Raw genomic sequence first — 26,365 nt, 5'->3', positions numbered from 1 at the left:
TTCAAAATATAGAAAAGCTTCACTTAGGTGAGGCTTTTTTTGTGGAATAAATTGTATTTTTGAATTTATAATCTAATAAAAATTAAAAGTACAGATAAGTCAATGGCTTGCCTCAACAAAATAATAAAATATGAACTATATACTATTTGATGGAACCGTTCGCAATGCGTTACTTCCGTTTACTTTTACTCGTCCAGTTGCCGATATTCGTGTTGGGATTTTAACCATTCGTGAAAAATGGGAAAAATATCTTGGAACCACAACCACTTCTTTAACAGAAGAATATTTGATGGAAAAATATCCAATGGTTGAAATGGAACAAAACATAATGATAAATGCGTCATTTTTGCCCAATCCAATTTTGGTAGATATGGTTCAAAATTTGAATACTAAAGAAGCTATTCTTTTTGGAGAAGAAATTATTGCTTTTTACACCAATGACACCCAAGATGAAGTTGATTTTGACGAATATGAGCTAATTGAATACGAGGGAGAAGTGCTAAGAATAGAAAATACTTGGGATATTTTTGCGAAAAATGACGCAGCTATTCGAGAAGATTTTGAACTTTTGACAGAAGATAGATTTTCTCAGCCTATTCCAAAAAGCATTAATGTTATAGCGCCAGAAAACATTTTTATTGAAGAAGGTGCTAAATTAGAGTTTGTTACTTTAAATGCGTCAACAGGTCCAATTTATATCGGAAAAAATGCCGAAATCATGGAAGGTTCTGTTATTAGAGGTCCATTTGCTTTGTGTGAAGAAGCACAAGTTAAATTGGGAACTAAGGTGTACGGAGCAACTACTGTGGGGCCACATTGTCGTATTGGTGGAGAAGTAAATAATTCGGTTCTTTTCGGATATTCTAATAAAGGTCACGATGGATTTTTAGGAAATTCTGTTTTAGGGGAGTGGTGCAATATAGGTGCCGATTCTAATAATTCCAATTTAAAAAATAATTATGAAGAAGTACGTTTGTGGAGTTATGAAACCGAAGGTTTTGCCAAAACAGGTTTGCAATTTTGCGGATTAATGATGGGTGATCACAGTAAATGTGGCATCAATACAATGTTTAATACGGGAACTGTTGTAGGTGTTTCTACGAATATTTTTGGTTCAGGTTTTCCTAGAAATTTTGTGCCGAGTTTCTCATGGGGAGGTGCTTCAGGATTTACAACCTATATTACCAAAAAAGCTTTCGAAACTGCTAAAATTGTAATGAGCCGCCGTCATGTGGAATTCACTGAAGAGGATGCTAAAATTTTAGAGCACGTTTTCGAAGAAACTAAAAAGTATAGAAAAGAGTAAATTACAGCTTATTAAGTAAATACAAAGTTGCAAATAGTATTATAAAAGAGAGAAGCAAGAAAAGTAATTCTTGTTTCTTTCTTTTTTTATTTTCAATTTGTATTCGAGACCTTATCTCTTCTAATAATTCAGGTGTTGCTTTAATATGATCTTCTATGGGTTTTTCATTTTTAATTTTATAATCTTTCCAACTTGATCGATTGTGATTGCCTCTTAAAGATTTATTGTAAGCTAAGCTTTTTATAGCTTGAATCATTGATCCTTCTCCTGCCATATCTTTTTTATTTTTTAATTATACGTTAATATTAGGTAAAAGTTACATTTTTTTAAGATTATACGTTTATAGTTGTAATCTTATACACTTATTACCAAAAACCCTACAGTTATTAAAAGTCATGCAGGTACATTCGGAATTGTTTATACATTTACACCATAAGATAGATTTTTAGTTCTGTAGGGGGGGATATAAGAATCAAAAACAAAGGCTTAATGTACTTTTAAGCCTTTGTTTTATGCTTATAATTTAAAATATTCAATTCTATTTAAATTATTGTTAATTTGTCTGTAAATTTGCACTCTCAATTTTTTGACAACGATTTCATTAATTGAGTATTACTTATGGAAAACAAGAAAAAAGTAGCGTTCTATACTTTAGGATGCAAATTGAACTTCTCAGAAACATCAACTATTGCACGCGATTTTCAAAACGAGGGTTTTGAACGTGTAGATTTTGAAGAAATTGCCGATATTTATGTAATCAACACTTGTTCGGTTACGGATAATGCAGATAAACAATTCAAACAGATTGTTAAAAAAGCAATGAAATTGAATGATAAAGCGTTTGTTGCAGCAGTTGGTTGTTATGCCCAATTAAAACCAGAAGAACTTGCCGCAGTGGATGGAGTAGATTTGGTTTTAGGAGCTACAGAAAAATTCAAAATCACCGATTACATTAATGATTTGTCTAAAAACGATATGGGTGAAGTACATTCATGCGAAATCGAAGAAGCTGATTTTTATGTAGGAAGTTATTCAATTGGTGACAGAACACGTGCTTTCTTAAAAGTGCAAGACGGTTGCGATTATAAATGTACGTATTGTACGATACCATTGGCTCGCGGAATTTCTCGAAGTGACGCCTTGGAAAATGTATTAAAAAATGCTTCCGAAATTTCAAATCAAGGCATTAAAGAGATTGTTCTTACAGGTGTAAATATTGGCGATTACGGAAAAGGTGAATTCGGAAATAAAAAACACGAACACACTTTCTTAGATTTAGTAAAAGCTTTGGATGAAGTGGAAGGTATCGAGCGTTTACGTATTTCTTCGATCGAACCTAATTTACTTAAAAATGAAACTATTGAATTCGTATCGCAAAGCCGAACATTTGTGCCGCATTTTCATATTCCATTACAATCGGGTTCTAATGATATTTTAAAGAAAATGAAGCGTCGCTACATGCGTGAATTGTATACTGAACGTGTAGCTAAAATTCGTGAAGTAATGTCGCATGCTTGTATTGGAGTGGATGTAATTGTTGGTTTTCCTGGTGAAACGGATGAGCATTTCTTAGAAACCTATCATTTCTTAAATGATTTGGATATTTCCTATTTACATGTCTTTACCTATTCAGAAAGAGATAATACAGAAGCGGTTGAAATGGAAGGAGTAGTACCAGCTAATGTGCGCTCAAAAAGAAGTAAAATGCTACGTGGACTTTCAGTTAAGAAAAGAAGAGCGTTTTATGAAAGTCAAATTGGAACCAACAGAACGGTTTTATTTGAAAGCGAAAATAAAGAAGGCTATATTCACGGTTTTACCGAAAATTACGTAAAAGTAAAAACACCTTGGAATCCAGAATTAGTCAATACACTTCATGATATTCAATTAACAAAAATTGATGAAGACGGAAGTGTAAGAATGGAATTCATAAACGTTGAAGCATAAAAAAAATCCCAAGTCTATTAAACTTGGGATTTTTTTTAGAATTAAATCATCAATCCTGGAGGCAAAAGCTCTCGATATTTTCTGTTTTTTCGGAAGAAACTTATGAATTTTGCGTGCGTGGGCACTACTTTTAATTTTCGTTCTTCAGCAAGTTCTAGTACGGTTTTAATAAATTCATGATGTAACTCTTCATCTTCATTGTTATTGTTACAAAATTTGGTTAAAAATAGCTTGCGTTCTTGTACAGAATACTCAATTGCTACTAAACCAGTTTCAGTAATAATTTCAAATTGTCTTAAAAGTTCATTATCTTTGATTTCCATGATAACTTCAATTAGAATGCAAATTTACGAAACTTTTTTAAAATAATGGTAATGAGTAAGATTCCAGTTTATTTTATGCCTGGTTTGGCAGCTAGCCCAACAATTTTCGAAAATATAAAATTACCAGAAGATCAATTTGAAATGCACTTTTTGGAATGGTTTTTGCCTAATGATAAAGAGAGTATCGAAAGTTATGCCCTTCGAATGACGGAAAAAATTCAAGATGAAAATCCGGTTTTGGTAGGGGTTTCTTTTGGAGGTGTTTTGGTACAAGAAATCGCAAAGCATATTAAAACGCAGAAAGTAATTATTATTTCAAGTGTAAAATCGAATTCCGAATTTCCATCGCGTTTTAAAGTAGCAAAAACGACTAAAGCTTATAAGTTAATTCCAACCCAACTTTTGGCGGATATAGAAAAATTAGTTAAATATGCATTTGGAGATAATATTGTAGCCAAACGAATAAAGTTGTACGAAAAATATTTATCGGTTAGGGACAAACAATATTTAGATTGGGCTATTGAGACTATTTTGTGTTGGAACCAAAAAAAAGGAAATGAATCAGTAATCCACATTCACGGAGATGCAGATGAGGTTTTTCCAATCAAAAATATAGAGAACTGCATCGTTATAAAAGGAGGAACACATATTATGATTATCAATAAGTTTAAGTGGTTCAATGAAAATTTGCCACAATTAATACTAAAATAATAAAATGATGAAAAAGGTATTGACAAGAAAAGGAGTAATTATAGTATTAATTGCAACTTTAGGAAGTTTTTTTATTTATGGAGTAGTATCGGATAATACAAAATATGCTCCCGTGGGCTATAACTTAAAGATGGATTTTGCGGGAGAAGAAGTGCCAACTTTTATGGCGGATGTTCAGGAGCGATTGGATAAAGAGATGATTACCAATATGAATTATCATACCAATACCACTTTGGTAATCAAACGCGCCAATAAAGTGTTTCCAATTATTGAACCCATTTTGGCAAAATACGGAGTTCCAGATGATTTTAAATATTTGGCCGTAATTGAAAGTAGTTTAGTAAATGCTGTTTCGCCAGCAGGAGCAAGAGGAGTTTGGCAATTTATGCCTGCTACAGCTAAAGAAAAAGGAATGGAGATAAGTGATGAGGTAGATGAACGCTATCATCTAGAAAAATCAACGGAAGCGGCTTGTAAATATTTAGTAAGTGCTAAAGAAAAATTTGGTTCATGGACATTAGCGGCAGCTTCTTACAATGGTGGAATGAACGGTATTTCTAGAAAAATGGAAGAGCAAGAAGTGTCAGATTATTATGATTTGTTGCTTACAGAAGAAACTTCACGTTATGTTTTCCGAATTTTAGCTTTAAAAGAAATTATGTCAAAATCGCAAAAGTATGGATTTAGCATTCCTAATGAAGCGCTTTATTATTCTGTTCCAACAAAAAAGATTGTAATTGATTCTTCTATTACTGATTTGGCAAAATTTGCTAAAACACAAGGAGTAAATTATAAAATTTTAAAAATTCACAATCCTTGGTTGAGAGACAAAAAGTTAACAGTTACAACAGGTAAAAAATATGAAATCGAAATCCCAACTTCAGGATATAACAAATAATAAGCGCCAAATGGATATTCAAGTAGTTCTCTCTTTGGTATTAATAGGTGTTCTAGCTGGAATTCTAAGCGGATTAGTTGGAGTAGGCGGAGGTGTTGTTATGGTGCCTTTGTTGGTTTTGTTGTTAGGGTTTAACCAACATCAAGCGCAAGGTACAAGTTTAGCGGTTTTAGTGGTTCCGGTTACGGCAATTGCAGTGTATACTTATCATAAAGAAGGCTATATCGATTGGCGTTATGTTGGAATAATAGCTGTTTTCTTTGTTATTGGAGGTTATTTTGGAAGTAAAATGGCCGTTAGTTTAGATCAAAAAATGCTAAAAAAAGTATTTGGATTTATTCTTTTATTGATTGCAGGAAAGATGCTTTTAGGAAAATAGTTATATAAGAAAGCACCTCTAAAGGTGCTTTCTTATATAATAAATGAAATCAGTTACATTTTTTTCATTTGATCTTTCATCATTTTAATCTGATCTTTAAGCATATTTTGCTTATCTAATTTTTTGGCCTCATTTAATAAATTAGTAGCTTCAATTTTTCTTCTACGAGTCATAGCAATACCAGCAAGTTGTAATTTAGCTAAGGCTAAATCTTGATCCATTGATAAACCTAATGCGATTGCTTTTTTAAAATAACGTTCCGCCTCGTTTAAATTAGTTTGCGAAACCATTAATCCATGAAGATAATTGAAATACCCTTGTTGTTTTTGTACTAAAGCAGCTTCAGGGTTTTTAATGTGTGATAACCATTTTTGAGCTCCTGGGAAATCTTGCTTTCTTAATTTTAAAAAAGCTAATAAAATAAACTCATTTTTAAAGTATAAGAATATGAAAATTGTAGAAAATAGAATTAAAAAAATTCCATTACCTATATTGTTTTCAGTAAATTGATAAATTCCAAAGGCAATAATTAAAGCGGCTAAAACTAATTTGATATTTTTGTGAAACATTTTAATGTATTTTTGTTGCGTACAAAGATAATAAAATGAATTAAAAATATTTTTAAAAAAGTACTTGCGAATGAAAAAAGTCTTTGTATATTTGCACTCGGTTTTCAGGACAGGAAACCTATGAGTTTTAAAAAAGATTTTTATTTATAGATTTTAAAAGATACTACAATGAGTAAGAGAACGTTTCAACCATCAAAAAGAAAAAGAAGAAATAAGCACGGTTTCATGGATAGAATGGCTTCTGCTAATGGAAGAAAAGTGCTTGCTCGTAGAAGAGCTAAAGGAAGACACAAATTGACTGTTTCTTGTGAGCCAAGACACAAAAAATAATGTTTTAGCTTAAAACAATATATCAGCCGTTACTTTTATTAGTAGCGGCTTTTTTTTAAACTGTTTATAAAATTTAGATAAGTTTTAAAGTGTGTTTAACGTAATCCTTTGAAAATTAGTAACTTTATGAACTTTAAATAACTACAACCCACAACAACAAAACAACAACACAATGCCTAAAGACACCACAATCAAATCGGTATTAATTATTGGATCAGGACCTATTGTTATTGGTCAAGCTTGCGAATTTGACTACGCAGGTTCACAATCGGCTCGTTCTCTTCGTGAGGAAGGAATTGAAGTTATCTTAATTAACTCAAATCCAGCAACGATTATGACCGACCCCTCAATGGCCGATCATGTTTATTTAAAACCACTGACTACAAAATCAATCATAGAAATCCTTAAAGCACATCCACAAATTGATGCTGTTTTACCAACAATGGGTGGACAAACTGCTTTAAATCTTTGTATTGAAGCAGATGAAAAAGGGATTTGGAAAGATTTTGACGTACGTTTAATAGGTGTTGACATCAATGCGATTAACATTACCGAAGATAGAGAGCAATTCAAAAACTTATTAAATAAGATTGGAATTCCTCAAGCTCCTGCAAAAACGGCTAATTCTTTCTTGCAAGGTAAAGAAATTGAGCAAGAATTTGGTTTTCCTCTAGTAATTCGTCCTTCGTTTACATTAGGAGGAACTGGAGCTGCAATTGTGTACAAAAAAGAAGATTTTGATGGTGCTTTAACTTATGGTTTAGAAGCTTCTCCAATTCACGAAGTCTTGATTGATAAGGCTTTAATGGGTTGGAAAGAATACGAATTAGAATTATTACGCGATAGTAACGACAACGTAGTTATCATCTGTACGATTGAAAATATGGACCCAATGGGAATTCATACTGGAGATTCGATTACAGTAGCACCTGCGATGACTTTATCGGATACAACATTCCAAAAAATGCGTGATATGGCGATTTTAATGATGCGCTCTATCGGAAATTTTGCGGGAGGTTGTAACGTACAATTCGCAGTTTCACCAGATGATAAAGAAGATATTGTAGCAATTGAAATCAATCCACGTGTTTCTCGTTCTTCGGCATTAGCTTCAAAAGCAACGGGTTATCCAATTGCTAAAATTGCTACAAAATTAGCTTTAGGATACAATTTAGATGAATTACAAAATCAAATTACAAAATCTACTTCGGCTTTATTTGAACCAACGTTGGATTATGTAATCGTAAAAATACCAAGATGGAACTTCGATAAATTTGAAGGTTCAGACCGTACGTTAGGACTTCAAATGAAATCGGTAGGAGAAGTGATGGGAATTGGGCGTTCGTTCCAAGAAGCGCTTCACAAGGCTACTCAGTCTTTAGAAATCAAACGTAATGGGTTAGGAGCAGACGGAAAAGGTTATAAAAACTACGAACAAATCATTGAAAAATTAACTTTCGCGAGTTGGGACAGAGTTTTTGTAATCTATGACGCCATTGCGATGGGAATTCCCCTTTCAAGAATCCACGAAATTACTAAAATCGACATGTGGTTCTTAAAACAATATGAAGAATTATTCCATTTAGAAAGAGAAATTTCGAATTATAAAGTAGATACGTTACCAAGAGAATTGCTGTTAGAAGCGAAACAAAAAGGATATGGAGACCGCCAAATTGCGCACATGATGGGTTGTTTGGAAAGTCAAGTACATAAATTACGTGAAGAACAAAATATCAAACGTGTTTACAAATTAGTAGATACGTGTGCGGCAGAATTTAAAGCAGTAACACCATATTTCTACTCGACTTTTGAAGCTGAAATTGAAAAAGCAGATGGAACTAAATACGTTCACAACGAGAGTATTGTTACCGATAAGAAAAAAGTAGTCGTTTTAGGTTCGGGACCAAATAGAATTGGGCAAGGAATTGAGTTTGATTATTCATGTGTTCACGGTGTTTTAGCCGCTAAAGAATGTGGTTATGAAACGATTATGATTAACTGTAATCCAGAAACGGTTTCTACCGATTTTGATACGGCAGATAAATTGTATTTCGAACCTGTTTTTTGGGAACATATTTACGATATCATCCAACACGAAAAACCAGAAGGTGTTATCGTTCAGCTAGGTGGTCAAACTGCCTTGAAATTAGCAGAAAAATTAGCCAAATACGGAATTAAAATTTTAGGAACTTCATTCGATGCTTTGGATTTAGCCGAAGATAGAGGGCGTTTCTCAGATTTATTAACCGAATTAAATATTCCGTTTCCACAATTTGGAATTGCAGAAAGTGCTGAAGAAGCAACAAAATTAGCAGATAGTTTAGATTTCCCATTATTAGTGCGTCCTTCGTATGTATTAGGTGGACAAGGAATGAAAATTGTCATCAACAAACAAGAATTAGAAGAGCATGTAATTGATTTATTAAAATCGATTCCAGGAAATAAATTACTATTAGATCATTATTTAGATGGTGCTATCGAAGCTGAAGCTGATGCTATTTGTGATGCCGATGGAAATGTGTACATCATAGGAATTATGGAACACATCGAACCTTGTGGAGTTCACTCGGGCGATAGTAATGCGACTTTGCCTCCGTTTAACTTGGGTGAATTTGTAATGCAACAAATCAAAGACCACACCGAAAAAATCGCAAGAGCACTACAAACCGTAGGTTTAATAAATATTCAGTTTGCGATAAAAGACGATACAGTGTATATTATTGAAGCGAATCCAAGAGCTTCTCGTACGGTGCCATTTATTGCAAAAGCGTATGGCGAACCGTATGTAAATTATGCAACTAAAGTAATGTTAGGTCATAATAAAGTAACTGATTTTACTTTCAATCCACAATTAAAAGGATATGCGATTAAGCAGCCCGTTTTCTCTTTCAGTAAATTCCCGAATGTAAACAAAGCATTAGGACCAGAAATGAAATCAACCGGAGAAAGCATCTTATTCATAGATGATTTAAAAGATGATCAATTCTATGATTTATACGCGAGAAGAAAAATGTACTTAACGAAGTAATACTAAAAATCCCAATCGAAAGATTGGGATTTTTTTATAGGCTGGCGCGAACATCATGCTCGTGACCATTGGGTTTTATAAATTTAGCTTGTTTTCACGAGTGTGACGCTATTAATAGCAAGTGAATTTTCATGTTTTTGTAGATTGTTTTGAGAAAATGCTAGTTGTGCAATAATTAGGTCTGTTATGAGATGGTAGAATTTCTTCTAACAAAGTCTTTCAAATATTCTTGATTTTCAGACGCCACTTTGCATTGACAGTATCTAAGATTTAGACGGTTGTAGTATTCTACAGTATTGAAGTCGCAATGAATTATTGTCGATGATGGTAAAGGTTTGTTTTTATATAGTTTTGTTGAAAAAAAATTAATAAAAATTTTACTTGTTAAGGCTAAACCGACATAAGCAATCTCTTTTATTTCTGGATTGAAGTATTCGTTTATTTTATCTCTTTGAGTTGCTGCTCCAAAATCTGGAATAAAAAAATAATTAAATTTATCTGCAACTAAAATTTCGTATCTCAAATCTCCCATCTTTTCCAAAACTTCATCAGCAATTTCTAAGTAGCTTATCAAATTGCTATATTTTACATGGTTTTGAAATTCTATTGATTTTTCAAAATCAGCTTTTAATTCTGGTGCAAACATTTCGCTTAAACCTTTTAATGACCCAAAAATGGCTTCATCCATTTCTTTTTTATGCTTTGGTGTACGCATTTCTGCAATAATACCATATTTAACGAAATATAGTAAAGCATTAATTATTTCTTCATTTTGATTGTTATTCGAAATAAATTGTTGAACTATTGAAACGTTTTTTGCAAAGTCTTTTTCAAAAAAATCATTTAACTCTTTTTCTAATGTTTCGTGATCAATTTCCCCATCTGAAAATCTTGAATTGGAGTATTGTTCACTAAAAAGAGATTTCAACGTAGTTTTAAAGAATATATTTTTTTCAAATTTATCATAGATATAGATTTTACCTTCACTTTTGTTGAAAAAATTCTTAATATGAACTTTTGAGATTATATGATGATTTTTTGGTACGCTCATAACTACTATCGCATAACTCATTTATATATGTGACACTATCATACAACAGCTAACCAATTTTGGTTATATATGCATGATAAAATCAGTTTTACTTTTTCAAAAATAATCTACCAATTAAATCTTACTAATCGCCGTTTCGTATTTAATATTCACTACATTCCAATCGATTACGTTGAAAATAGCGGTTAAATATTCGTTGCGTTTGTTTTGGTAATTTAAGTAGTAGGCGTGTTCCCAAACGTCAATTGCTAAGATAGGCGTACCTCTTACCTCTGCGTTTGGCATTAATGGGTTGTCTTGGTTGGCGGTGCTAGTTACGGCTAATTTCCCATCTCTTGTAACTACTAGCCAAGCCCAGCCACTTCCAAATTGTCCTGCGGCGGCATCGGTTAATTGTTTTTGTAAGTTGTCAAATGAACCTAATTCTGCGGTAATGGCTTCGGCAAGTGCGCCAGTTGGAGTACCACCCCCTTTTGGATTTAAAATTTCGAAAAATAAATTATGGTTGTAATAACCACCTGCGTTGTTTCGGATTTCTTTATTGTTTGCGTCTAAGTTCTTAAGAATTTCTTCAACGGTTTTTAATTCTAAATCAGTACCAATTACTGCCTTATTTAATTTATTTGCGTAACCCAAATGATGTTTAGAATAATGAATTTCCATGGTACGACCATCGATGTGTGGTTCCAAATCATCATATGCATATTTTAGTCCTTTCATTTGAAAAATACCACCTTCGGTAATCTTTACATCTGCAGGATTTCCCAAGGCCGAAATTTTAGTTTCTACTTCAGGATCTGGAATTTTAACTTCTTCTAATTCGTTTTCCTTTTTGCAGCTCGTCATCATAAATGTGATGCAAGCCCAAATCAATAGTGACTTTTTCATTGTGGTAATACGTATTATAAATTACGTTCTTTCAGCAGTTTGTTGATGATATTAATGTATTCAGCTTTAGCATCATCTGGTTTTAGATGTTTGACTTGCATCCAAGCATTTAATTTGAATGCATTTCGAATATCTTGTGGATTTTGAAACAATAAAGGGTTTGTAGTTTCTGAGGTAGCTTGTTTATATAAACCATACAATATTAATTGCATGTCCTGTGGCACAGATTCTTGCGGAATCAATTGTGCGTTAGCAAATGCTTCGTCAAATAACGTATTAATATCCTTTTCGTTCATTTTTATGCTTTTTTACTAATAACGGTTTTGTTTCCGATAGCTTTTTCGCCTAATTTAACATTGATTTCTGTTCCTAATGGTAAATAAATATCTACTCTTGAACCAAATTTAATGAATCCGGCATCTTTTCCTTGAACCACTCTCATACCTTCTTGCGCATAATTAACAATACGTCTTGCTAATGCACCCGCAATTTGACGATACATGATTTCTCCATAAATTCTATTATTGATAACAACAGTAGTTCTTTCATTTTCTTCACTAGCTTTCGGATGCCAAGCAACTAGATATTTACCTGGGTGATATTTGCTGTATTTTACAATTCCGTTTACACAATAACGGGTAACATGAACGTTTATTGGTGACATAAAAATTGATACCATCAAACGTTTGTCTTTGAAATATTCAGGTTCGTAAACTTCTTCAATAACAACTACTTTTCCATCTACTGGAGCTAAGATATGATTGTCGCTATTGTCGGCAACTCGTGTAGGATTTCTAAAAAATTGTAATACGAGCACTAATATTACTAGAGCAAATAAAAATGCCACAGTTCTTAACCAGCTAATATCTTTTAAGAAATAATCTGCTGAAAAAATAATACCCACAACTAAAAGTAGGGTAATTAAAATAATTTTTGAACCTTCTTTATGAAACATAGTATAAAATTAAATAAAATAAATTAATAAATGGAATGACAAATATAATACTATCTAGTCGATCTAGAATACCTCCGTGACCGGGCATTATATTTCCGGTATCTTTAATTCCGGCAACACGTTTTAATTTTGATTCGATTAAGTCGCCTAAAGTGCTAAAAATACTCACTATAGCAGCAATAACAATCCAAATATATAAATTTGATGCCATGATGTAATATTGGGCTAATAATGCGCCGCCAATAATTGTAAATAGTAATCCGCCTACAAAACCTTCAATCGTTTTTTTAGGAGAAACACTTGGGAAAAGTTTGTTTTTACCAATGTTTTTCCCAACCAAATAAGCAAAAGTATCGTTGGTCCAAATTAATACAATAATCGAAATTAAAATTTTTGGATTGTATCCTTTTACACCCATTGCCACATAATTTGCTAAAATGAAAGGAAGTATAACGTATCCAAACAATAAGAAATATTTTGTGTAAATATTAAAGGATGTTTTGTTTGCATTGAATAAATACAAGACTAATTTTATGGAAATTAGAATTGATATTGTGGTTAAAACAGTATTTAAATTGATATCAGCGTTTTTATTCCATAAGAAATAATAGGCTGCTGCTGCAATAGGTAGGCTTACGTAGAAATTTAATTCAGCCATTTTGCAAAACTCGTATACACCTATGAGAAGAAACACACCAAAAAGAATTGCTAAACCCTCTCTAGAATAAGAAATGCAGCCTAATAATAAAAGTACATAAACGGCTCCAGATAATGCTCTTTTTAGCGTTTCGGTCATTATTATAAATCTTCTAAAAGAAGTAGGTAAAGATTTTTATGGCAACTTCCGTAGTGAAGAAAATCCTGTTCTTCTTTTACTTCTTCAAAGTATTTTATGGTCGTAATATTTGAAGGATAATTTTTTTCGTGAGCGTTTTTTATTCGCCTTAACCCATCGCTTTTGCTATGTACAATTTGACTTGTAGTGGCAAAAACTATCATATTCGTAGGTAATTCGTTTGGTTTAAAATGTTTAAATTGATTAGAAGAAAACAATATCGAGCCTTCATCTGCAATTAAATTTTCACACGAAGAAAGGATAAAAATCGGATTAGAAGCGTTGTTATAGGTAAGTTTATTTATTTCAAGTAAATAAAGTAATCGATTATCAAAACATTGTGCGTTGCATTCAAACCAATCGTTTTCTGCTAATATGTTCTCAAAATTTTCCGAAATTTCTTCTAGATTTTCACAATAAATAAATTTACCTCCATTTTCTTTGAAATTGAAAGTAAATTGTTCGTCTATAGCCAATGTAACATCAGGAGAATAAGGACTCTTAACTTCTTGTTTGTTATCATTGTCTTCTTCATTTCCAGAAGTGCCGAAAAATTTTCTAAAAAGACTCATGTATTTTAGTTGCTTTTTATAGTGTGAAAATCAAAGATAAAAAAAAACTTAATTCTTTGCGTAAAGAATTAAGTTTTTTATTAATATAATTTTGTTGATAACTCTTATTCAGTAGCAGGAATTTCAGCCTCTTTGTCAAAAGGTCTTTTTCCAAAAATAGTTTCTAAATCATCTTTAAAAATAACTTCTTTTTCAATTAGAATATCAGCTAATTGAGTTAATTTTTCTTTGTTTGTTTCTAAAAGATGAATAGCTCTTTGGTATTGCTCTTCAATTAATTTAGAAATTTCAAAATCTATCACTTTTGCAGTTTCTTCAGAGTATGGTTTAGAAAAATTGTAATCAGACTGTCCTGATGAATCATAATAGGTGATATTTCCAAGCTTATCGTTCAATCCATAAATGGTTACCATTGCTCTTGCTTGGCGTGTAACTTTCTCTAAATCGCTTAATGCTCCTGTTGAAATTTCATTAAAAATTACTTTTTCAGCAGCTCTTCCTCCCATGGTAGCACACATTTCGTCTAACATTTGATCTGGTCGAACAATTAGTCGTTCTTCTGGTAAATACCAAGCAGCTCCTAAACTTTGTCCACGAGGAACAATCGTTACTTTTACTAGTGGTGCGGCGTGTTCTAACATCCAGCTAACCGTAGCGTGTCCGGCTTCGTGAATGGCAATTGCACGTTTTTCTGCCGGTGTAACAATTTTATTTTTCTTTTCTAAACCACCTACAATTCTATCTACAGCGTCTAAGAAATCTTGTTTGTCTACCGCTTTTTTGTCGTTACGAGCGGCAATTAAAGCTGCTTCGTTACAAACATTAGCAATGTCAGCTCCTGAGAATCCTGGAGTTTGTTTTGCTAAAAATTCAGTGTCTAATTCCTCTGATTTTTTTAAAGGTTTTAAGTGAACTTCAAATATTTCTTTACGCTCTCTAATGTCTGGTAAATCCACATAAATTTGTCTGTCAAAACGACCGGCACGTAATAAAGCTTTGTCTAAAACATCGGCACGGTTTGTTGCAGCTAAAACAATTACATTTGAATTGGTTCCAAAACCATCCATTTCTGTTAATAACTGATTTAAAGTGTTTTCTCTCTCGTCATTTCCACCTGTCATGTTGTTTTTACCACGAGCTCTTCCCACAGCATCAATCTCGTCAATAAAAATAATTGAGGGTGATTTTTCTTTTGCTTGTTTGAATAAATCTCTAACACGAGATGCTCCAACTCCAACAAACATTTCCACAAAATCTGAACCTGATAATGAGAAGAAAGGTACTTTTGCTTCCCCTGCTACCGCTTTTGCAAGTAAGGTTTTACCTGTTCCTGGAGGTCCTACTAATAAGGCTCCTTTTGGGATTTTACCACCAATAGAGGTGTATTTTTCAGGAGTTTTTAAGAATTCTACAATTTCTTGAATTTCTTCTTTTGCACCTTCTAATCCAGCAACGTTTTCAAAAGTAACGCGTGTATCATTTTTTTCATCAAATAATTTTGCTTTTGATTTTCCAATGCTGAAGATTTGACCACCTCCGCCACCAGAACCACCCGACATTCTTCGCATCATAAAAATCCAAAGACCAATCAATATAACAAATGGCAATAGCATTGATATAACTTCACCCCACATGCTTTCAGGCTCTTTTTCATAATCTGAAAGTTTACCTTCACTTGATGCTTTTTGTAAATTTTCTTGAAAAGTTTTTAAATCACCAATTTCAGTAAAATAGTGAGGGCCTTTTGTGTTTAATTTTCCTAAAACATCATTTTTTACTTTGTCGTGCGCCTTATCAGTTAGGGCTGTTTTTTTTAAGTAAACAGTTGCCTTGGTATTAGTAAACACTACTTTATCTACCTGATTTTTATCTAAATATTGATAAAATTTTGATAAAGTTGTTGGCGCAGGATTACTTAAATCAAGGCCTTTTGTAAATAAACTTATTGTGAAAAAGATAACTAGGACAAGAACAATACTCATCCAAGGACTAAACTTAAAGTTAGAATTACTATTTTGTGCCATAAAAAATTAGTATTTGGTTTCTATAGTAGTGATTTTAGCATCACCCCATAAACTTTCAATTCGGTAGTATTCACGAATGTGTTTTTGAAAAACATGAACTACAATATTCACGTAGTCCATTAGAACCCATTCTCCATTTTCTGCACCTTCAACGTGCCATGGTTTGTCTTTTAATTCTTTAGAAACAATTTTTTGAATAGAACCTACAATTGCATTAACTTGTGTGTTTGAATTACCATTACAAATCACAAAATAATCACAAACGGTGTTGTCAATTGCTCTTAAGTCAAGAATGTCAATATTTTCTCCTTTTACTTCTTCAATCCCTTTGATGATGTTTGCTAATAAATCATCATTATTAATCTGCTTCTTCGTCATTTATTATTTTTGAATTTATGCAAAGGTATCATTTTTTGTCGTTATTTTTGAACCTTAACATAAGATTAAATTTTCTTACTACTAACATGAACATAATCAAACTCAATGCCATAGATTCTACCAATGCTTTTTTAAAGAATTTAGCCAATACGAAACCAATTGAAAATTTTACAATTGTTGTAGCAGAACAGCAAACTAATGGGAAAGGTCAAAGAGGTGCTGAATGGCTTTCGGAAATTGGTAAAAACCTAACCTTTAGTGTTTTGTGTGGTTTTAAGTGGAATGAAATTAGTTTGTTTACTGTAAATGTAATTGTTGCTTTAAGTATTGTTAAAGGGTTGAAAAAGTTCACCGATTTAAATTTTAAAATAAAATGGCCTAACGACATTTTGGCAGAAAATAAAAAAATTGCGGGTGTTTTAATTGAAAACAGTTTTAAAGGACAGCACGAGATTCAAACAATTGTTGGGATAGGAATTAACGTAAATCAAGGAAATTTTGATTTGTTGCCCCAAGCTTCTTCTTTATTTTTATTAGCTAATAAAGACTTTGATAAAGATGCTTTATTGGCTGAGATTGTAAACGAATTAAAAAGTAATTTAGAGGCAGTTAAATTGCAAGGTGAAGATTGTTTTTGGAATGAATACCATGAAATTTTATATAAAAAAGACAAAGTTTCTACTTTTGAAGATCTACAAAATAAACGTTTTGTGGGGAAAATTTTAGAGGTTACAAGAGAAGGAAAATTAAGAGTAGTTATTGATAATGAAATAGTTGCTGTATATGATTTGAAAGAAATTAAAATGTTGTACTAGATTAAACATTGCTTAAAAACACAAATCCTATGTTAAACTTGGTTAAAAAGATTTTCAAATTAAGTACATTTGTGACAATTTTATAAATAAGTATTCCTAAAATCTCATGGAAAAAAAAATATTCTCACTTTTGTTCTCTACTCGTTTAATGGCTTTTTTGTTTATTGCTTTTGCTCTAGCCATGGCAGCAGGAACTTTTATTGAAGATGCTTATAATACTGATACTGCTCGCGTTGTGGTTTACAATGCAGTTTGGTTTGAAGTAATTATGGTATTTTTTGTAATCAATTTTTTGGGTAACATCAAACGTTATCAATTACATAAAAAAGAAAATTGGGCTACTTTGATATTACACCTTTCTTTTATTTTAATTATTGTTGGTGCTTTTATTACGCGTTACATTAGTTATGAAGGGATGATGCCAATTAGAGAAGGCGAATCAGCGAATATTATTTATTCAGATAAGCCTTATTTAACGGTTATGGTTGATGGTAATTACAAAGGCGAAATGAAACGTAAGACTTTTGAAAAAGGTTTGATTTTAGCTCCTGAAATTAAAAAAGATGCCTTTTTGAATACTTTTGCGAGTAACGATTTCTCTATGGGAGGTGAATTCAGTGATATCCCATTTGAAATCGAACACCAAGAGTTTATAATGAACGCCACCGAAACGGTTGTACCTTCTGAAACTGGAAAGTTGATGATAAAAATGGTAGAATCGAGTGGAGGAACTCGTCATGAACATTACTTAAAAGAAGGCGAAGTTCAAAATTTACACAACGTACTTTTTGCCTTTAATAAATATACAGAAGGAGCAATCAACATTACCAAAATTGCAGAAGCTTACACCATTCAAACGCCTTTTGAAGGTGATTTTATGCGAATGGCTGATAAATTACAAGGTAAAGTGGCGAAGGATTCAGTTCAAACTTTAATGTTGCGTTCGCTTTATAACATAGGTGGAGCTCAGTTTGTATTTCCAGAACCAGCTATTAAAGGAGAGTTGACTTTTAAATCGAATAATGATTTCAAAGACAAACAAACCGATGATGCGTTGAAAGTAAAAATCAAAACACAAGGAAAAGAAGAAGTTCTAACCTTAGTAGGAGCAAGAGGAAAACAAGGTGTACCACAAAGTGTAAAAATGGGTGATTTAGAATTTACCTTATTCTTTGGAAGTAAAGTTTACAACACACCTTTTACAATTAAATTAGACGATTTTATTGCGGATAAATATCCAGGAACAGAAAATAGTTATTCTGCTTTCAAAAGTAAGATTGAAGTGTCCGATTCTGAACAAAAGAAAACATTTAAAGACAGTGTTTTCATGAATAATATTTTAGATTACAGAGGATTTAGATTTTTTCAAGCAGGATTTGATCCTGACGAAAAAGGAACTCAATTATCAGTAAGTCATGATTTCTGGGGGACATGGATCACCTATATTGGGTATTTCTTGTTGTATTTTGGATTAATGGCTATTTTATTCAATAAAAATACTCGTTTTGCTAGTTTGAAAGAAAAATTAGAAAAAGTAAAAGTAAAGAAAGCAAGTTTGTTAAGCATCTTTTTGATTTTCTTTTCAACTGTAGCTTTTGCGCAAGAACACAATCACCAACCTAGCAAAGAAGAAATTCTAGAGTTGTTGAAAAAATATGAAGTAACACCAGAGCATGCAAGTGAATTTGGAAAAGTAGTAATTCAAGATAACGGGCGAATGAAGCCTATCAATACGTTTTCATCTGAATTACTTCGTAAAGTATCTAAAAGTGATACCTATGAAGGTATGAATTCCGATCAAGCTTTTTTATCGATGACACAATATCCTCAGTATTGGTATTCACTACCTATTATCTATTTAAAAAGAGGAAATGATAGTATTCGTAAGTTAATAGGCGTTGAAAAAGAAGCAAAATATGCTCCATTAATTTCGTTTTTTGATGAAACAGGTAATTATAAGTTGGCAAAATATTTAGAAACTGCTTACAAAGAACCAGTTCCAAATCAATTTCAAAAAGATTTTATTGAAGCAGATAAAAAAGTAAATCTTTTATACTCGGCTTTAAGCGGTCAAATTTTAAAAGTGTTCCCTATTCCTGGCGATAAATCGAATAAATGGGTATCATTTTTAGAAGTAAATCAGCCAACAGGAACTGCTTTAGATTCTATTAAAAATGTAATGCCATTTTATTTGAATGCCTTAGATAAAGCATCACAAAGTAAAAATTATGAGTTACCAAATAGTCTTTTAAAAGGATTAACAGAATACCAAAAGAAATATGGAGCAGCGGTAATGCTTTCGGAAAGTAAAATTAGCTCTGAAATAACCTATAACAAATACGATATCTTTAAAAGATTGTATTACATGTATATGTTGGCTGGGGTTTTAATGTTGGCTTTCTGTATTGTTCAAATCTTTAAAGATTCAAAAACAATCCGAACAATTATCAATGTTTTTCATGGATTAATTGGTTTGTTTTTCATTTTGCACTTGGCAGGATTAATTATCAGATGGTATATTTCGGGTCACGCACCTTGGAGTGATGCCTATGAAAGTATGATTTATGTAGCTTGGGCAACTATGTTTTTTGGATTGGCTTTCGGAAAAGATTCAAAACTAACAGTTGCTTCTACAGCTTTTGTAACCGCAATGATTTTAATGATTGCACATTGGAATTGGATGGATCCAACAATCGGAAACTTACAACCCGTTTTAAATTCGTATTGGTTAATGATTCATGTTGCAGTAATCGTGGCGAGTTACGGACCTTTTACTTTAGCAATGGTTTTAGGGTTAGTTTCATTGTTCTTAATGATTTTTACCAATGAAAAGAACAAAGAAAAAATGAAACTAAGCATTGACGAAATCACTTACATTAACGAAATGGCACTAACCGTTGGTTTGGTCATGTTAACCATAGGAAACTTCCTTGGCGGACAATGGGCAAACGAAAGTTGGGGACGCTATTGGGGTTGGGACCCAAAAGAAACTTGGGCATTAATTAGTATTATGGTGTATGCTTTTGTAATTCACGCACGTTTTGTTCCTGCATTAAGAGGAAGATGGATTTATAACGTAATGAGTGTTTTAGCTTTTGCTTCTATTTTAATGACGTATTTTGGAGTAAATTTCCACTTGAGTGGTTTACATAGTTACGCTTCGGGTGAAAAACAAAACGTAACTTATTACTTTATAATTTTGGCGATTGTTTTAGTAATAGCTGTAATAGCTTACTTTCCGTATAAGAAGTATTATAAAAAATAAGAATTTGGTCGCTAATAAGCGGCCATTTTTTTTTTAAGAAATGTTTATCAAAAAATGCGTTTTAAAACACTAAATTTGAAATAAAAAAAGAGATGAAAAAAGTAGTAACCTTGTTTTCAGTAGTGGCTTTGTTTTTTAGTTGTCAAAATCAGGCACAAAAAAAGCAAACGACTACAGTAACAGCAACCACGACACCAATGGCAAAAGAGACGATTTATCAGTTTAAAGTAGAAGATTTGAGCGGCAACACTTTTGATTTTTCAACCTTAAAAGGGAAGAAAATCTTGGTAGTAAATACGGCTTCTGAATGTGGGTTAACGCCACAATACGAACAACTACAAGCCATTTATGAAAAGTATAAGGATAAAAACTTCGTAATTGTAGGTTTTCCTGCGAACAACTTTGGTGCCCAAGAACCAGGAACCAATCAAGAAATTGCTACTTTTTGTCAGCAAAACTTTGGTGTTTCGTTTCCAATGATGGCTAAAATTTCGGTGAAAGGTGGCGATATGCACTCAGTATATCAATTCTTAACGCAAAAAGCTAAAAATGGATTACAAGACAGCGAAGTACAATGGAATTTCCAAAAATACCTAATCAACGAAAATGGCGAATTAGCAAAAGTAGTTTCTCCAAGAACGTTACCTACTGATGCTGAAATTACCAATTGGATTGAAGGGAAATAATATAGTATCCAGTGTTCAGTCGCAGTTTTCAATAAGGAGTTTAATATCTGCTTACTGTGACTGCGACTGTTTACTATTCTAAAGCATCTTCTGTACTAAAACAGAATGCAACCATCGGTCAAATTTAAAACCAGATTCTTTTATAAAACCTACTTCTTCGAAACCAAATTTCTTATGAAAATCAATGCTGTTCGTGTTTTCAGAATCAATGACTCCAATCATCGTGTGAAGGTTTTGTTTTTTGGCTGTTTCGATTAATTCGTTCAACAATAATTTTCCGATGCCTTTACCAATAGCATTCTTATTTGCATAAACGGAATGTTCTACCGTGAATTTATAGGCTTCTCTGAACCGGAATTCACTATAATAACCAAATCCAACAACTTCATTATTTGATTCGGCTACAATCACGGGAAATCCTTTATGAAGTTTTTCTTCAAAAATAGCTTCTTGTGTGTTTAATGTTCGAATGTTGTAATCGTACAAGGCGGTTGAATTCAGAATAGCATCATTGATGATTTCTATAATTGCTTTGCAATCTTGTATTTGATAGTCTCTAATTTTTATCTCCATTTTGTAAAGAAATTACGTAGTAAAAGTACTAAAAACCTTTTCAACTTCGTAACTTTGTAGCTCAGTTATTTTTTATAAAATGATGTATCCAAAAATTCCTTTGGCACAAAGGATTATCGAAATTTGCCAACAAAAAGGAGTCCAACATATCGTAATTTCTCCAGGTTCGCGCAATGCTCCTTTGACTATAGGATTTACCAATAATCCCTTTTTCAAATGTTACAGTATTGCTGACGAACGTTGTGCCGCTTTTTTTGCTTTGGGAATTGCCCAACAATTGCAAAAACCAGTTGTGGTTGTTTGTACTTCGGGTTCCGCTTTACTGAATTATTACCCTGCGTTTGCGGAGGCTTTTTACAGTCAAATTCCTTTAGTAGTTATTTCTGCGGATCGACCACAAAGCAAGATTGATATTGGTGATGGTCAAACCATTCGTCAAGAAAATGTATTTGCAAATCACAGTTTGTATAATGCCAATTTGCTAGAAAATAGTTCAACGGAGAACGATAACAATATTCAAATGGCGTTGCATATTTCGGTTACCCAAAAAGGGCCAGTGCATGTTAATGCGCCTTTTGAAGAACCTTTGTATGAAACAGTTACCGAATTACAAGTACAACCAAAAATCATCGATTTTAATACCGAAGAAAAGCAGTTTAAAATAGAAAATTTAAGTATTGAAACATGGAGTAATGCCACTAAGAAATTGGTTTTAGTAGGAGAGTTGCTTCCAAATTCAGTAGAACAAAAATATTTAGATGTTTTAGCGAATGACCCTAGTGTGGTGGTGTTAACAGAAAAGACATCGAATTTACATCATCCAACATTCATCGACCAAATTGATACATTGATTACGCCATTTACGGATGAAGATTTCAAAGCGTTTCAACCCGAAATTCTTTTAACTTTTGGCGGAATGGTCGTTTCGAAACGTATCAAAGCGTTTTTACGAAAATACAAACCAGCACATCATTGGCATGTAGACGAATTACGTGCGTATGATACTTTTGGAGCACTTACGAATCATTTTGAAACTAAAATCAATACATTTTTAAGTCAGTTATTTACTGAAAAAACAGTTGAAAGTTCATATCAATCAAGTATTGCAGAGATTTGGAAGAGCAGAGTAGCCAAACACCAACAATACATTGCGCAAATTCCGTTTTCCGATTTTAAAGTGTTTGATTTTCTTTGTAAAAATGTGCCTAGTAATATTCAATTACAAGTAAGCAACAGTTCGGCAATACGCTATTTGCAATTGTTTGATTTGAATAAAACCGTGCAAGTTTTCTGCAATCGAGGCACAAGTGGAATTGATGGAAGTACTTCTACAGCCATTGGAGCTGCTTTAGCGTCTGATTTACCAACGATGTTGATTACAGGCGATATTAGTTTTTTATACGACAGCAATGCTTTGTGGAACAATTACATTCCAAAAAACTTCAAAATCATTTTACTGAATAACAGCGGTGGAGGGATTTTCAGAATTCTACCAGGTCATCAAGAAACCGAAACGTTTAACACGTATTTTGAAACTTCGCACCAATTAAACGCCTCACATTTAGCCAAAATGTATGGATTGTATTATTTAGAAGCAAATGATGAAGCTACATTACAACAACATTACAAAGAGTTTCTAAACCAAAACGAAAAACCAAGTATTCTAGAAATTTTCACTCCAGAAAAAGAGAATAATAGTATTTTATTAGATTTTTTTAGAAGTTTGAAGGGATTTTAGTAACACTTAAGATTGTTAGTAGACGACGAACTTTGGACACTAACAAAACACAGAGAATTGTTATTTACGAAGTAATTAGAAATAGAAATCCCAATCGAAAGATTGGGATATTTGTTGTTGAATAAGATTATATATTTCTAATGAATTTACATTTTGGATAGGATTTGCAACCTAAAAAATCACCAAATTTTCCATTTCTTCTAATTAAATTATCATCACAATTTGGACATGTATTTTCATTAATTAACTTTTCTCTTTTTTGAATTCGATTTTTAATTGATTTTATATGTTTTTGTTTATCAAAAGTGTTGATTAAATTGTCCGATTTGATTTTTCTAAAAATAATTTCTTTATCATCTATTGACAAATTTTTTTCTTGATAATTTTTTATAAATGGCAAAAGTTGATAAGAATAAATTACATCTTTTGATGTGTTAACTTTGATAGTAGCTCTTGTTGAGAAAACAATAATTGATTTATATTTTAAATTAGGATATTCTTTAAGGCAAGTCTTTAAAGCATTTATATGTCTATGATTTTGCCGTATTGGATTATAAAATTTTATTTTACTTTTAAAAATAACTTGTTGCCAATATTCTGTATTTTCTCCTCCAAATATCCATCCTTTGAAATTTTTTGTTTCAATAACAAAAATGCCAAAATCTGAAATAATTAAATGGTCTATTTGAGTAGTGACTGCTCCTGATTTTAAAACAATATTATTTATTACTTTATATTCTGTTTTGTCTAAAAGTAATAAAATAGATGAAATTGTTTTTTCTCCAACTAAACCTTTTATTCTTTTTGAAAAGGTAATTAAAAGAATGAGCCCAAATAAAAATAGTATTACAACAAATTTCATTTCAATTAAAACGATTTAAATTGTTTATTCCAAAAATATAAAAAAAGTGTACAACTTAAACAATCAATCCGCAATATTTTACTATTTTCGGTAAACCAAATTTTATACAATGAAAAACCTACTTTTCCTTTTTTTATCTATTAATTCTATTTCTTTTGGACAATCTAAATTTACGGTCTATTTTGATACCGATTCGCATCAATTAAAACTTTCTGAGTTAAACAGATTGGATGATTTTTTAAAGAATAAAGACCTAAAATTTACCAAAGTAATTGGGTATTGCGATTATCGTGCTTCAAATCGTTATAACGATACTTTGGCATTGAAAAGAGCAAATTTTGTATTCGGAATTATCGAAAAAGTAACCAATCAAAAACAATTAGTAATCGAGAGTAAAGGTGAAAATTTCGAACAAAATTCTGATTTAGCTTTAAACCGAAAAGTTGAAATTTATTTTGAAGAGATTCTTGTAAAAATTGAAGAAGAAGTAGTGTCATATGGTTTAGAGAATCAATTTTTAAAGGCAAAAGTTGGTGATAAACTCGTTTTAAAAAACCTTTATTTTTATAATCGTTCAGGAATTCTAAGGCCTGAATCTAAACCTGTTTTTGAAGAATTATTAGCAATAATGCGCGCTAATCCAAAACTTAAAATCGAAATCCAAGGTCATATTTGTTGTCAAAAAGGAAAAGATGTTGAAGATACAGCTAAAATTAGAGCGTTAACCATTTATAATTATTTGGTAAACAATGGAATTGCAGCAAATAGATTGAATTATATAAGTTTTGGAAGTACACTTCCCATTCATAAAATTCCTGAAAAAACAGAAGAAGAACGCAATGAGAATCGTAGAGTAGAAATTCAAATAATTGAAAATTAACTTTAGGATTCTTTTGTATGTACTATATTTGTTGTTATTTCGTAAAAATTAAAAAAATGAAATTTGTATTTTCAATAGTTTTTTTCTGGTTAGGATATTTTTCTTTTTCGCAAGATCAAGTTGCATTTTATTTTGACAATAATAAATTTGAATTGAATAAAACGGAAGCTGCTAAATTTCAAAAATGGATTTCAGAGAATACAACTTCTAAAATTCTTTCCATTACTGGTTCTACGGACGAAGTAGGTACTTCAGGATTTAACGATACGTTATCGAAAAAAAGAGTAAGTCATATTTTTAACCAAATTAAAGGAAAGGTAAATATAAGACCCGATTTTAAAAGCATTTCTTTAGGGGAAAAGGGAGCTACTTCTAAAAACAAAGCTGAAAACAGAAAAGCGATAATTCATTTTTTGTTAGAAAAAGATTTAGCAAAAGAAAATGAAATTTTAGGTATTAAAGAAATTGAACCAGAAGTTATAATTCCAGAAGATGCTACTTTAGCAGAAAAAGTCAAGTTGTCAAAAGTTGGGATGAAAATCACTTTGAATAATATCAATTTTTATCAAAATACATTTGCAACTATGCCCGAATCGCAAGGAACTTTGTATGATTTATTATTTATCATGCAAAATAATCCCGAGTTAAAAATCGAAATTCAAGGTCATATTTGTTGTATTGATAAAGATTACCGAAATTTGTCACTTGATCGTGCAAAACAAATTAAGCGTTTTCTCGTTTATAATGGAATACAAGATTATCGTGTTAAAACGAAAGGTTTTGGTGTGACACAACCGATACATCCTATTCCTGAAGCAACGCCAGAGCAAGCAGCAGAAAACAGAAGAGTGGAAATTGAAATTTTAAGTAAAACAAGATGAAAAAAATAATTGGTAGTATATTGGTTGTGGTTTTAGTCCTATTAAATAGTAGTTGTAATGATAGTTGCGACGAAGGAAATAAACCTACACCAGCTTCTTTTTTTGTAAATATTGTTGATGAAGTTTCGGGTGTAAATGTTTTTGAAAATGAAACGTATACTTTTCAACAGATTACTGTAACTGATTTAAATGATGTTGCGATTCCCTATAAATTTATTACAAGTGCTAATTTAATTCAGATTTTTCCTCTTGATATAAATCCTACAGGAAATACTTTGCGTGTAAAACTGAATAATGAAACAACTTTGCAAATGGATGAGATCGATGTGGATTTTGATGTTTCTTCCAGTGCAGGTGAATGTTTTACTACGTATAAAATTGAAAATATCCTGTTTCCAAATCATACATCTGAATTCGTAGAGGGAGTTTTTGTTATAAAAATTTAACAATTTCTAAATTCAAACTTCTAAT

Annotated in this window: 27 protein-coding genes; 14 read left to right on the top strand and 13 right to left on the bottom strand. The window is 31.9% G+C overall.

Going from position 1 to position 26,365, the window contains the following annotated elements; all coding sequences use genetic code 11:
- The first annotated feature begins 130 nt into the window (after positions 1–130).
- The gene (locus tag RSE15_RS04520; protein ID WP_324069776.1) at positions 131–1,306 is read left to right on the top strand and encodes a GlmU family protein; all 1,176 of its coding nucleotides are present in this window, start codon (positions 131–133) and stop codon (positions 1,304–1,306) included.
- 1 nt (position 1,307) lies between these two features.
- On the opposite strand, the gene RSE15_RS04515 is transcribed toward RSE15_RS04520, so the two are convergent.
- Entirely contained in the window at positions 1,308–1,580 is a 273-nt protein-coding gene (locus tag RSE15_RS04515) for a hypothetical protein (protein ID WP_324069775.1), read from the bottom strand.
- Between the two features lie 344 nt (positions 1,581–1,924).
- On the opposite strand from RSE15_RS04515, the gene mtaB reads away from it, so the two are divergent.
- Positions 1,925–3,253, top strand: coding sequence for a tRNA (N(6)-L-threonylcarbamoyladenosine(37)-C(2))-methylthiotransferase MtaB (gene mtaB / locus RSE15_RS04510; protein ID WP_324069774.1), 1,329 nt, complete (start codon positions 1,925–1,927; stop codon positions 3,251–3,253).
- Positions 3,254–3,294: 41 nt separating this feature from the next.
- Here the strand turns inward: mtaB and RSE15_RS04505 are convergent, their stop codons facing one another.
- The gene (locus tag RSE15_RS04505; protein ID WP_133610790.1) at positions 3,295–3,576 is read right to left on the bottom strand and encodes a GNAT family N-acetyltransferase; all 282 of its coding nucleotides are present in this window, start codon (positions 3,574–3,576) and stop codon (positions 3,295–3,297) included.
- Positions 3,577–3,627: 51 nt separating this feature from the next.
- On the opposite strand from RSE15_RS04505, the gene RSE15_RS04500 reads away from it, so the two are divergent.
- From RSE15_RS04500 to RSE15_RS04490, 3 genes are read left to right on the top strand one after another with little or no spacing between them, the layout of a single operon-like run.
- Positions 3,628–4,287, top strand: coding sequence for an alpha/beta hydrolase family protein (locus tag RSE15_RS04500; RefSeq protein WP_324069773.1), 660 nt, complete (start codon positions 3,628–3,630; stop codon positions 4,285–4,287).
- A gap of 7 nt (positions 4,288–4,294) precedes the next feature.
- Entirely contained in the window at positions 4,295–5,185 is an 891-nt protein-coding gene (locus RSE15_RS04495; protein ID WP_324069772.1) for a transglycosylase SLT domain-containing protein, read from the top strand.
- A 10-nt stretch (positions 5,186–5,195) separates the two neighbouring features.
- Positions 5,196–5,564, top strand: a complete 369-nt coding sequence (locus tag RSE15_RS04490) for a sulfite exporter TauE/SafE family protein (RefSeq protein ID WP_324070405.1) — start codon at positions 5,196–5,198, stop codon at positions 5,562–5,564.
- A 53-nt stretch (positions 5,565–5,617) separates the two neighbouring features.
- Here the strand turns inward: RSE15_RS04490 and RSE15_RS04485 are convergent, their stop codons facing one another.
- On the bottom strand, positions 5,618–6,133 hold the full coding sequence (locus tag RSE15_RS04485; protein ID WP_324069771.1) for a DUF2892 domain-containing protein: 516 nt from the start codon (positions 6,131–6,133) through the stop codon (positions 5,618–5,620).
- Positions 6,134–6,301: 168 nt separating this feature from the next.
- Here RSE15_RS04485 and rpmH point away from each other — a divergent pair, with 168 nt between their 5' ends.
- Together rpmH and carB are read left to right on the top strand one after the other, a co-directional pair.
- Entirely contained in the window at positions 6,302–6,463 is a 162-nt protein-coding gene (gene rpmH / locus RSE15_RS04480; RefSeq protein WP_007136275.1) for a 50S ribosomal protein L34, read from the top strand.
- Between the two features lie 172 nt (positions 6,464–6,635).
- The gene (gene carB, locus RSE15_RS04475) at positions 6,636–9,491 is read left to right on the top strand and encodes a carbamoyl-phosphate synthase large subunit (RefSeq protein WP_324069769.1); all 2,856 of its coding nucleotides are present in this window, start codon (positions 6,636–6,638) and stop codon (positions 9,489–9,491) included.
- A 184-nt stretch (positions 9,492–9,675) separates the two neighbouring features.
- Here the strand turns inward: carB and RSE15_RS04470 are convergent, their stop codons facing one another.
- From RSE15_RS04470 to rsfS, 8 genes are all read right to left on the bottom strand, one after another.
- The gene (locus RSE15_RS04470; RefSeq protein WP_324069768.1) at positions 9,676–10,542 is read right to left on the bottom strand and encodes a DUF4238 domain-containing protein; all 867 of its coding nucleotides are present in this window, start codon (positions 10,540–10,542) and stop codon (positions 9,676–9,678) included.
- 114 nt (positions 10,543–10,656) lie between these two features.
- Positions 10,657–11,430, bottom strand: a complete 774-nt coding sequence (locus RSE15_RS04465) for a superoxide dismutase (RefSeq protein ID WP_324069767.1) — start codon at positions 11,428–11,430, stop codon at positions 10,657–10,659.
- Between the two features lie 14 nt (positions 11,431–11,444).
- Complete coding sequence (locus RSE15_RS04460; RefSeq protein ID WP_324069766.1) at positions 11,445–11,726, bottom strand: acyl-CoA-binding protein; 282 nt, start codon at positions 11,724–11,726, stop codon at positions 11,445–11,447.
- A 2-nt stretch (positions 11,727–11,728) separates the two neighbouring features.
- A complete protein-coding gene (locus tag RSE15_RS04455; protein WP_324069765.1) occupies positions 11,729–12,385 on the bottom strand; it encodes a phosphatidylserine decarboxylase family protein in 657 nt (218 codons plus the stop codon).
- Positions 12,375–13,181, bottom strand: coding sequence for a phosphatidate cytidylyltransferase (locus RSE15_RS04450; RefSeq protein WP_324069764.1), 807 nt, complete (start codon positions 13,179–13,181; stop codon positions 12,375–12,377). The genes RSE15_RS04455 and RSE15_RS04450 overlap by 11 nt, the downstream gene beginning before the upstream one ends.
- A gap of 2 nt (positions 13,182–13,183) precedes the next feature.
- Positions 13,184–13,792, bottom strand: a complete 609-nt coding sequence (locus RSE15_RS04445) for an LUD domain-containing protein (RefSeq protein ID WP_324069763.1) — start codon at positions 13,790–13,792, stop codon at positions 13,184–13,186.
- A gap of 104 nt (positions 13,793–13,896) precedes the next feature.
- A complete protein-coding gene (gene ftsH / locus RSE15_RS04440; RefSeq protein ID WP_324069761.1) occupies positions 13,897–15,816 on the bottom strand; it encodes an ATP-dependent zinc metalloprotease FtsH in 1,920 nt (639 codons plus the stop codon).
- Positions 15,817–15,822: 6 nt separating this feature from the next.
- Positions 15,823–16,194 carry a ribosome silencing factor gene (gene rsfS, locus RSE15_RS04435; RefSeq protein WP_324069760.1) on the bottom strand — a complete coding sequence of 124 codons (372 nt, stop codon included), beginning with the start codon at positions 16,192–16,194 and terminating at the stop codon, positions 15,823–15,825.
- Positions 16,195–16,280: 86 nt separating this feature from the next.
- On the opposite strand from rsfS, the gene RSE15_RS04430 reads away from it, so the two are divergent.
- The 3 genes from RSE15_RS04430 to RSE15_RS04420 all read left to right on the top strand — a co-directional run bounded on the left by RSE15_RS04430 (position 16,281) and on the right by RSE15_RS04420 (position 20,960).
- Positions 16,281–17,009, top strand: coding sequence for a biotin--[acetyl-CoA-carboxylase] ligase (locus RSE15_RS04430; RefSeq protein WP_324069759.1), 729 nt, complete (start codon positions 16,281–16,283; stop codon positions 17,007–17,009).
- A gap of 106 nt (positions 17,010–17,115) precedes the next feature.
- The gene (gene ccsA / locus RSE15_RS04425) at positions 17,116–20,274 is read left to right on the top strand and encodes a cytochrome c biogenesis protein CcsA (RefSeq protein WP_324069758.1); all 3,159 of its coding nucleotides are present in this window, start codon (positions 17,116–17,118) and stop codon (positions 20,272–20,274) included.
- 92 nt (positions 20,275–20,366) lie between these two features.
- Entirely contained in the window at positions 20,367–20,960 is a 594-nt protein-coding gene (locus RSE15_RS04420; protein WP_324069757.1) for a glutathione peroxidase, read from the top strand.
- A gap of 78 nt (positions 20,961–21,038) precedes the next feature.
- Here the strand turns inward: RSE15_RS04420 and RSE15_RS04415 are convergent, their stop codons facing one another.
- A complete protein-coding gene (locus tag RSE15_RS04415) occupies positions 21,039–21,533 on the bottom strand; it encodes a GNAT family N-acetyltransferase (RefSeq protein WP_324069756.1) in 495 nt (164 codons plus the stop codon).
- Between the two features lie 79 nt (positions 21,534–21,612).
- On the opposite strand from RSE15_RS04415, the gene menD reads away from it, so the two are divergent.
- Positions 21,613–23,271 (top strand): 2-succinyl-5-enolpyruvyl-6-hydroxy-3-cyclohexene-1-carboxylic-acid synthase, encoded by a 1,659-nt coding sequence (menD, locus tag RSE15_RS04410; RefSeq protein WP_324069755.1) that lies wholly within the window; start codon positions 21,613–21,615, stop codon positions 23,269–23,271.
- A gap of 127 nt (positions 23,272–23,398) precedes the next feature.
- Here the strand turns inward: menD and RSE15_RS04405 are convergent, their stop codons facing one another.
- Positions 23,399–24,133 carry an NERD domain-containing protein gene (locus RSE15_RS04405; protein ID WP_324069754.1) on the bottom strand — a complete coding sequence of 245 codons (735 nt, stop codon included), beginning with the start codon at positions 24,131–24,133 and terminating at the stop codon, positions 23,399–23,401.
- 109 nt (positions 24,134–24,242) lie between these two features.
- On the opposite strand from RSE15_RS04405, the gene RSE15_RS04400 reads away from it, so the two are divergent.
- From RSE15_RS04400 to RSE15_RS04390, 3 genes are read left to right on the top strand one after another with little or no spacing between them, the layout of a single operon-like run.
- Entirely contained in the window at positions 24,243–25,013 is a 771-nt protein-coding gene (locus tag RSE15_RS04400; RefSeq protein WP_324069753.1) for an OmpA family protein, read from the top strand.
- Positions 25,014–25,069: 56 nt separating this feature from the next.
- Complete coding sequence (locus RSE15_RS04395; protein WP_324069752.1) at positions 25,070–25,894, top strand: OmpA family protein; 825 nt, start codon at positions 25,070–25,072, stop codon at positions 25,892–25,894.
- On the top strand, positions 25,891–26,340 hold the full coding sequence (locus RSE15_RS04390) for a hypothetical protein (protein WP_324069750.1): 450 nt from the start codon (positions 25,891–25,893) through the stop codon (positions 26,338–26,340). Before RSE15_RS04395 ends, RSE15_RS04390 begins: the two co-directional genes overlap by 4 nt.
- The last annotated feature ends 25 nt before the right edge of the window (positions 26,341–26,365 follow it).

Origin of the sequence: Flavobacterium sp. (assembly GCF_035195345.1) — a bacterium.
Taxonomy (GTDB): domain Bacteria; phylum Bacteroidota; class Bacteroidia; order Flavobacteriales; family Flavobacteriaceae; genus Flavobacterium.
This window is presented reverse-complemented; position numbering and strand designations above follow the sequence as displayed.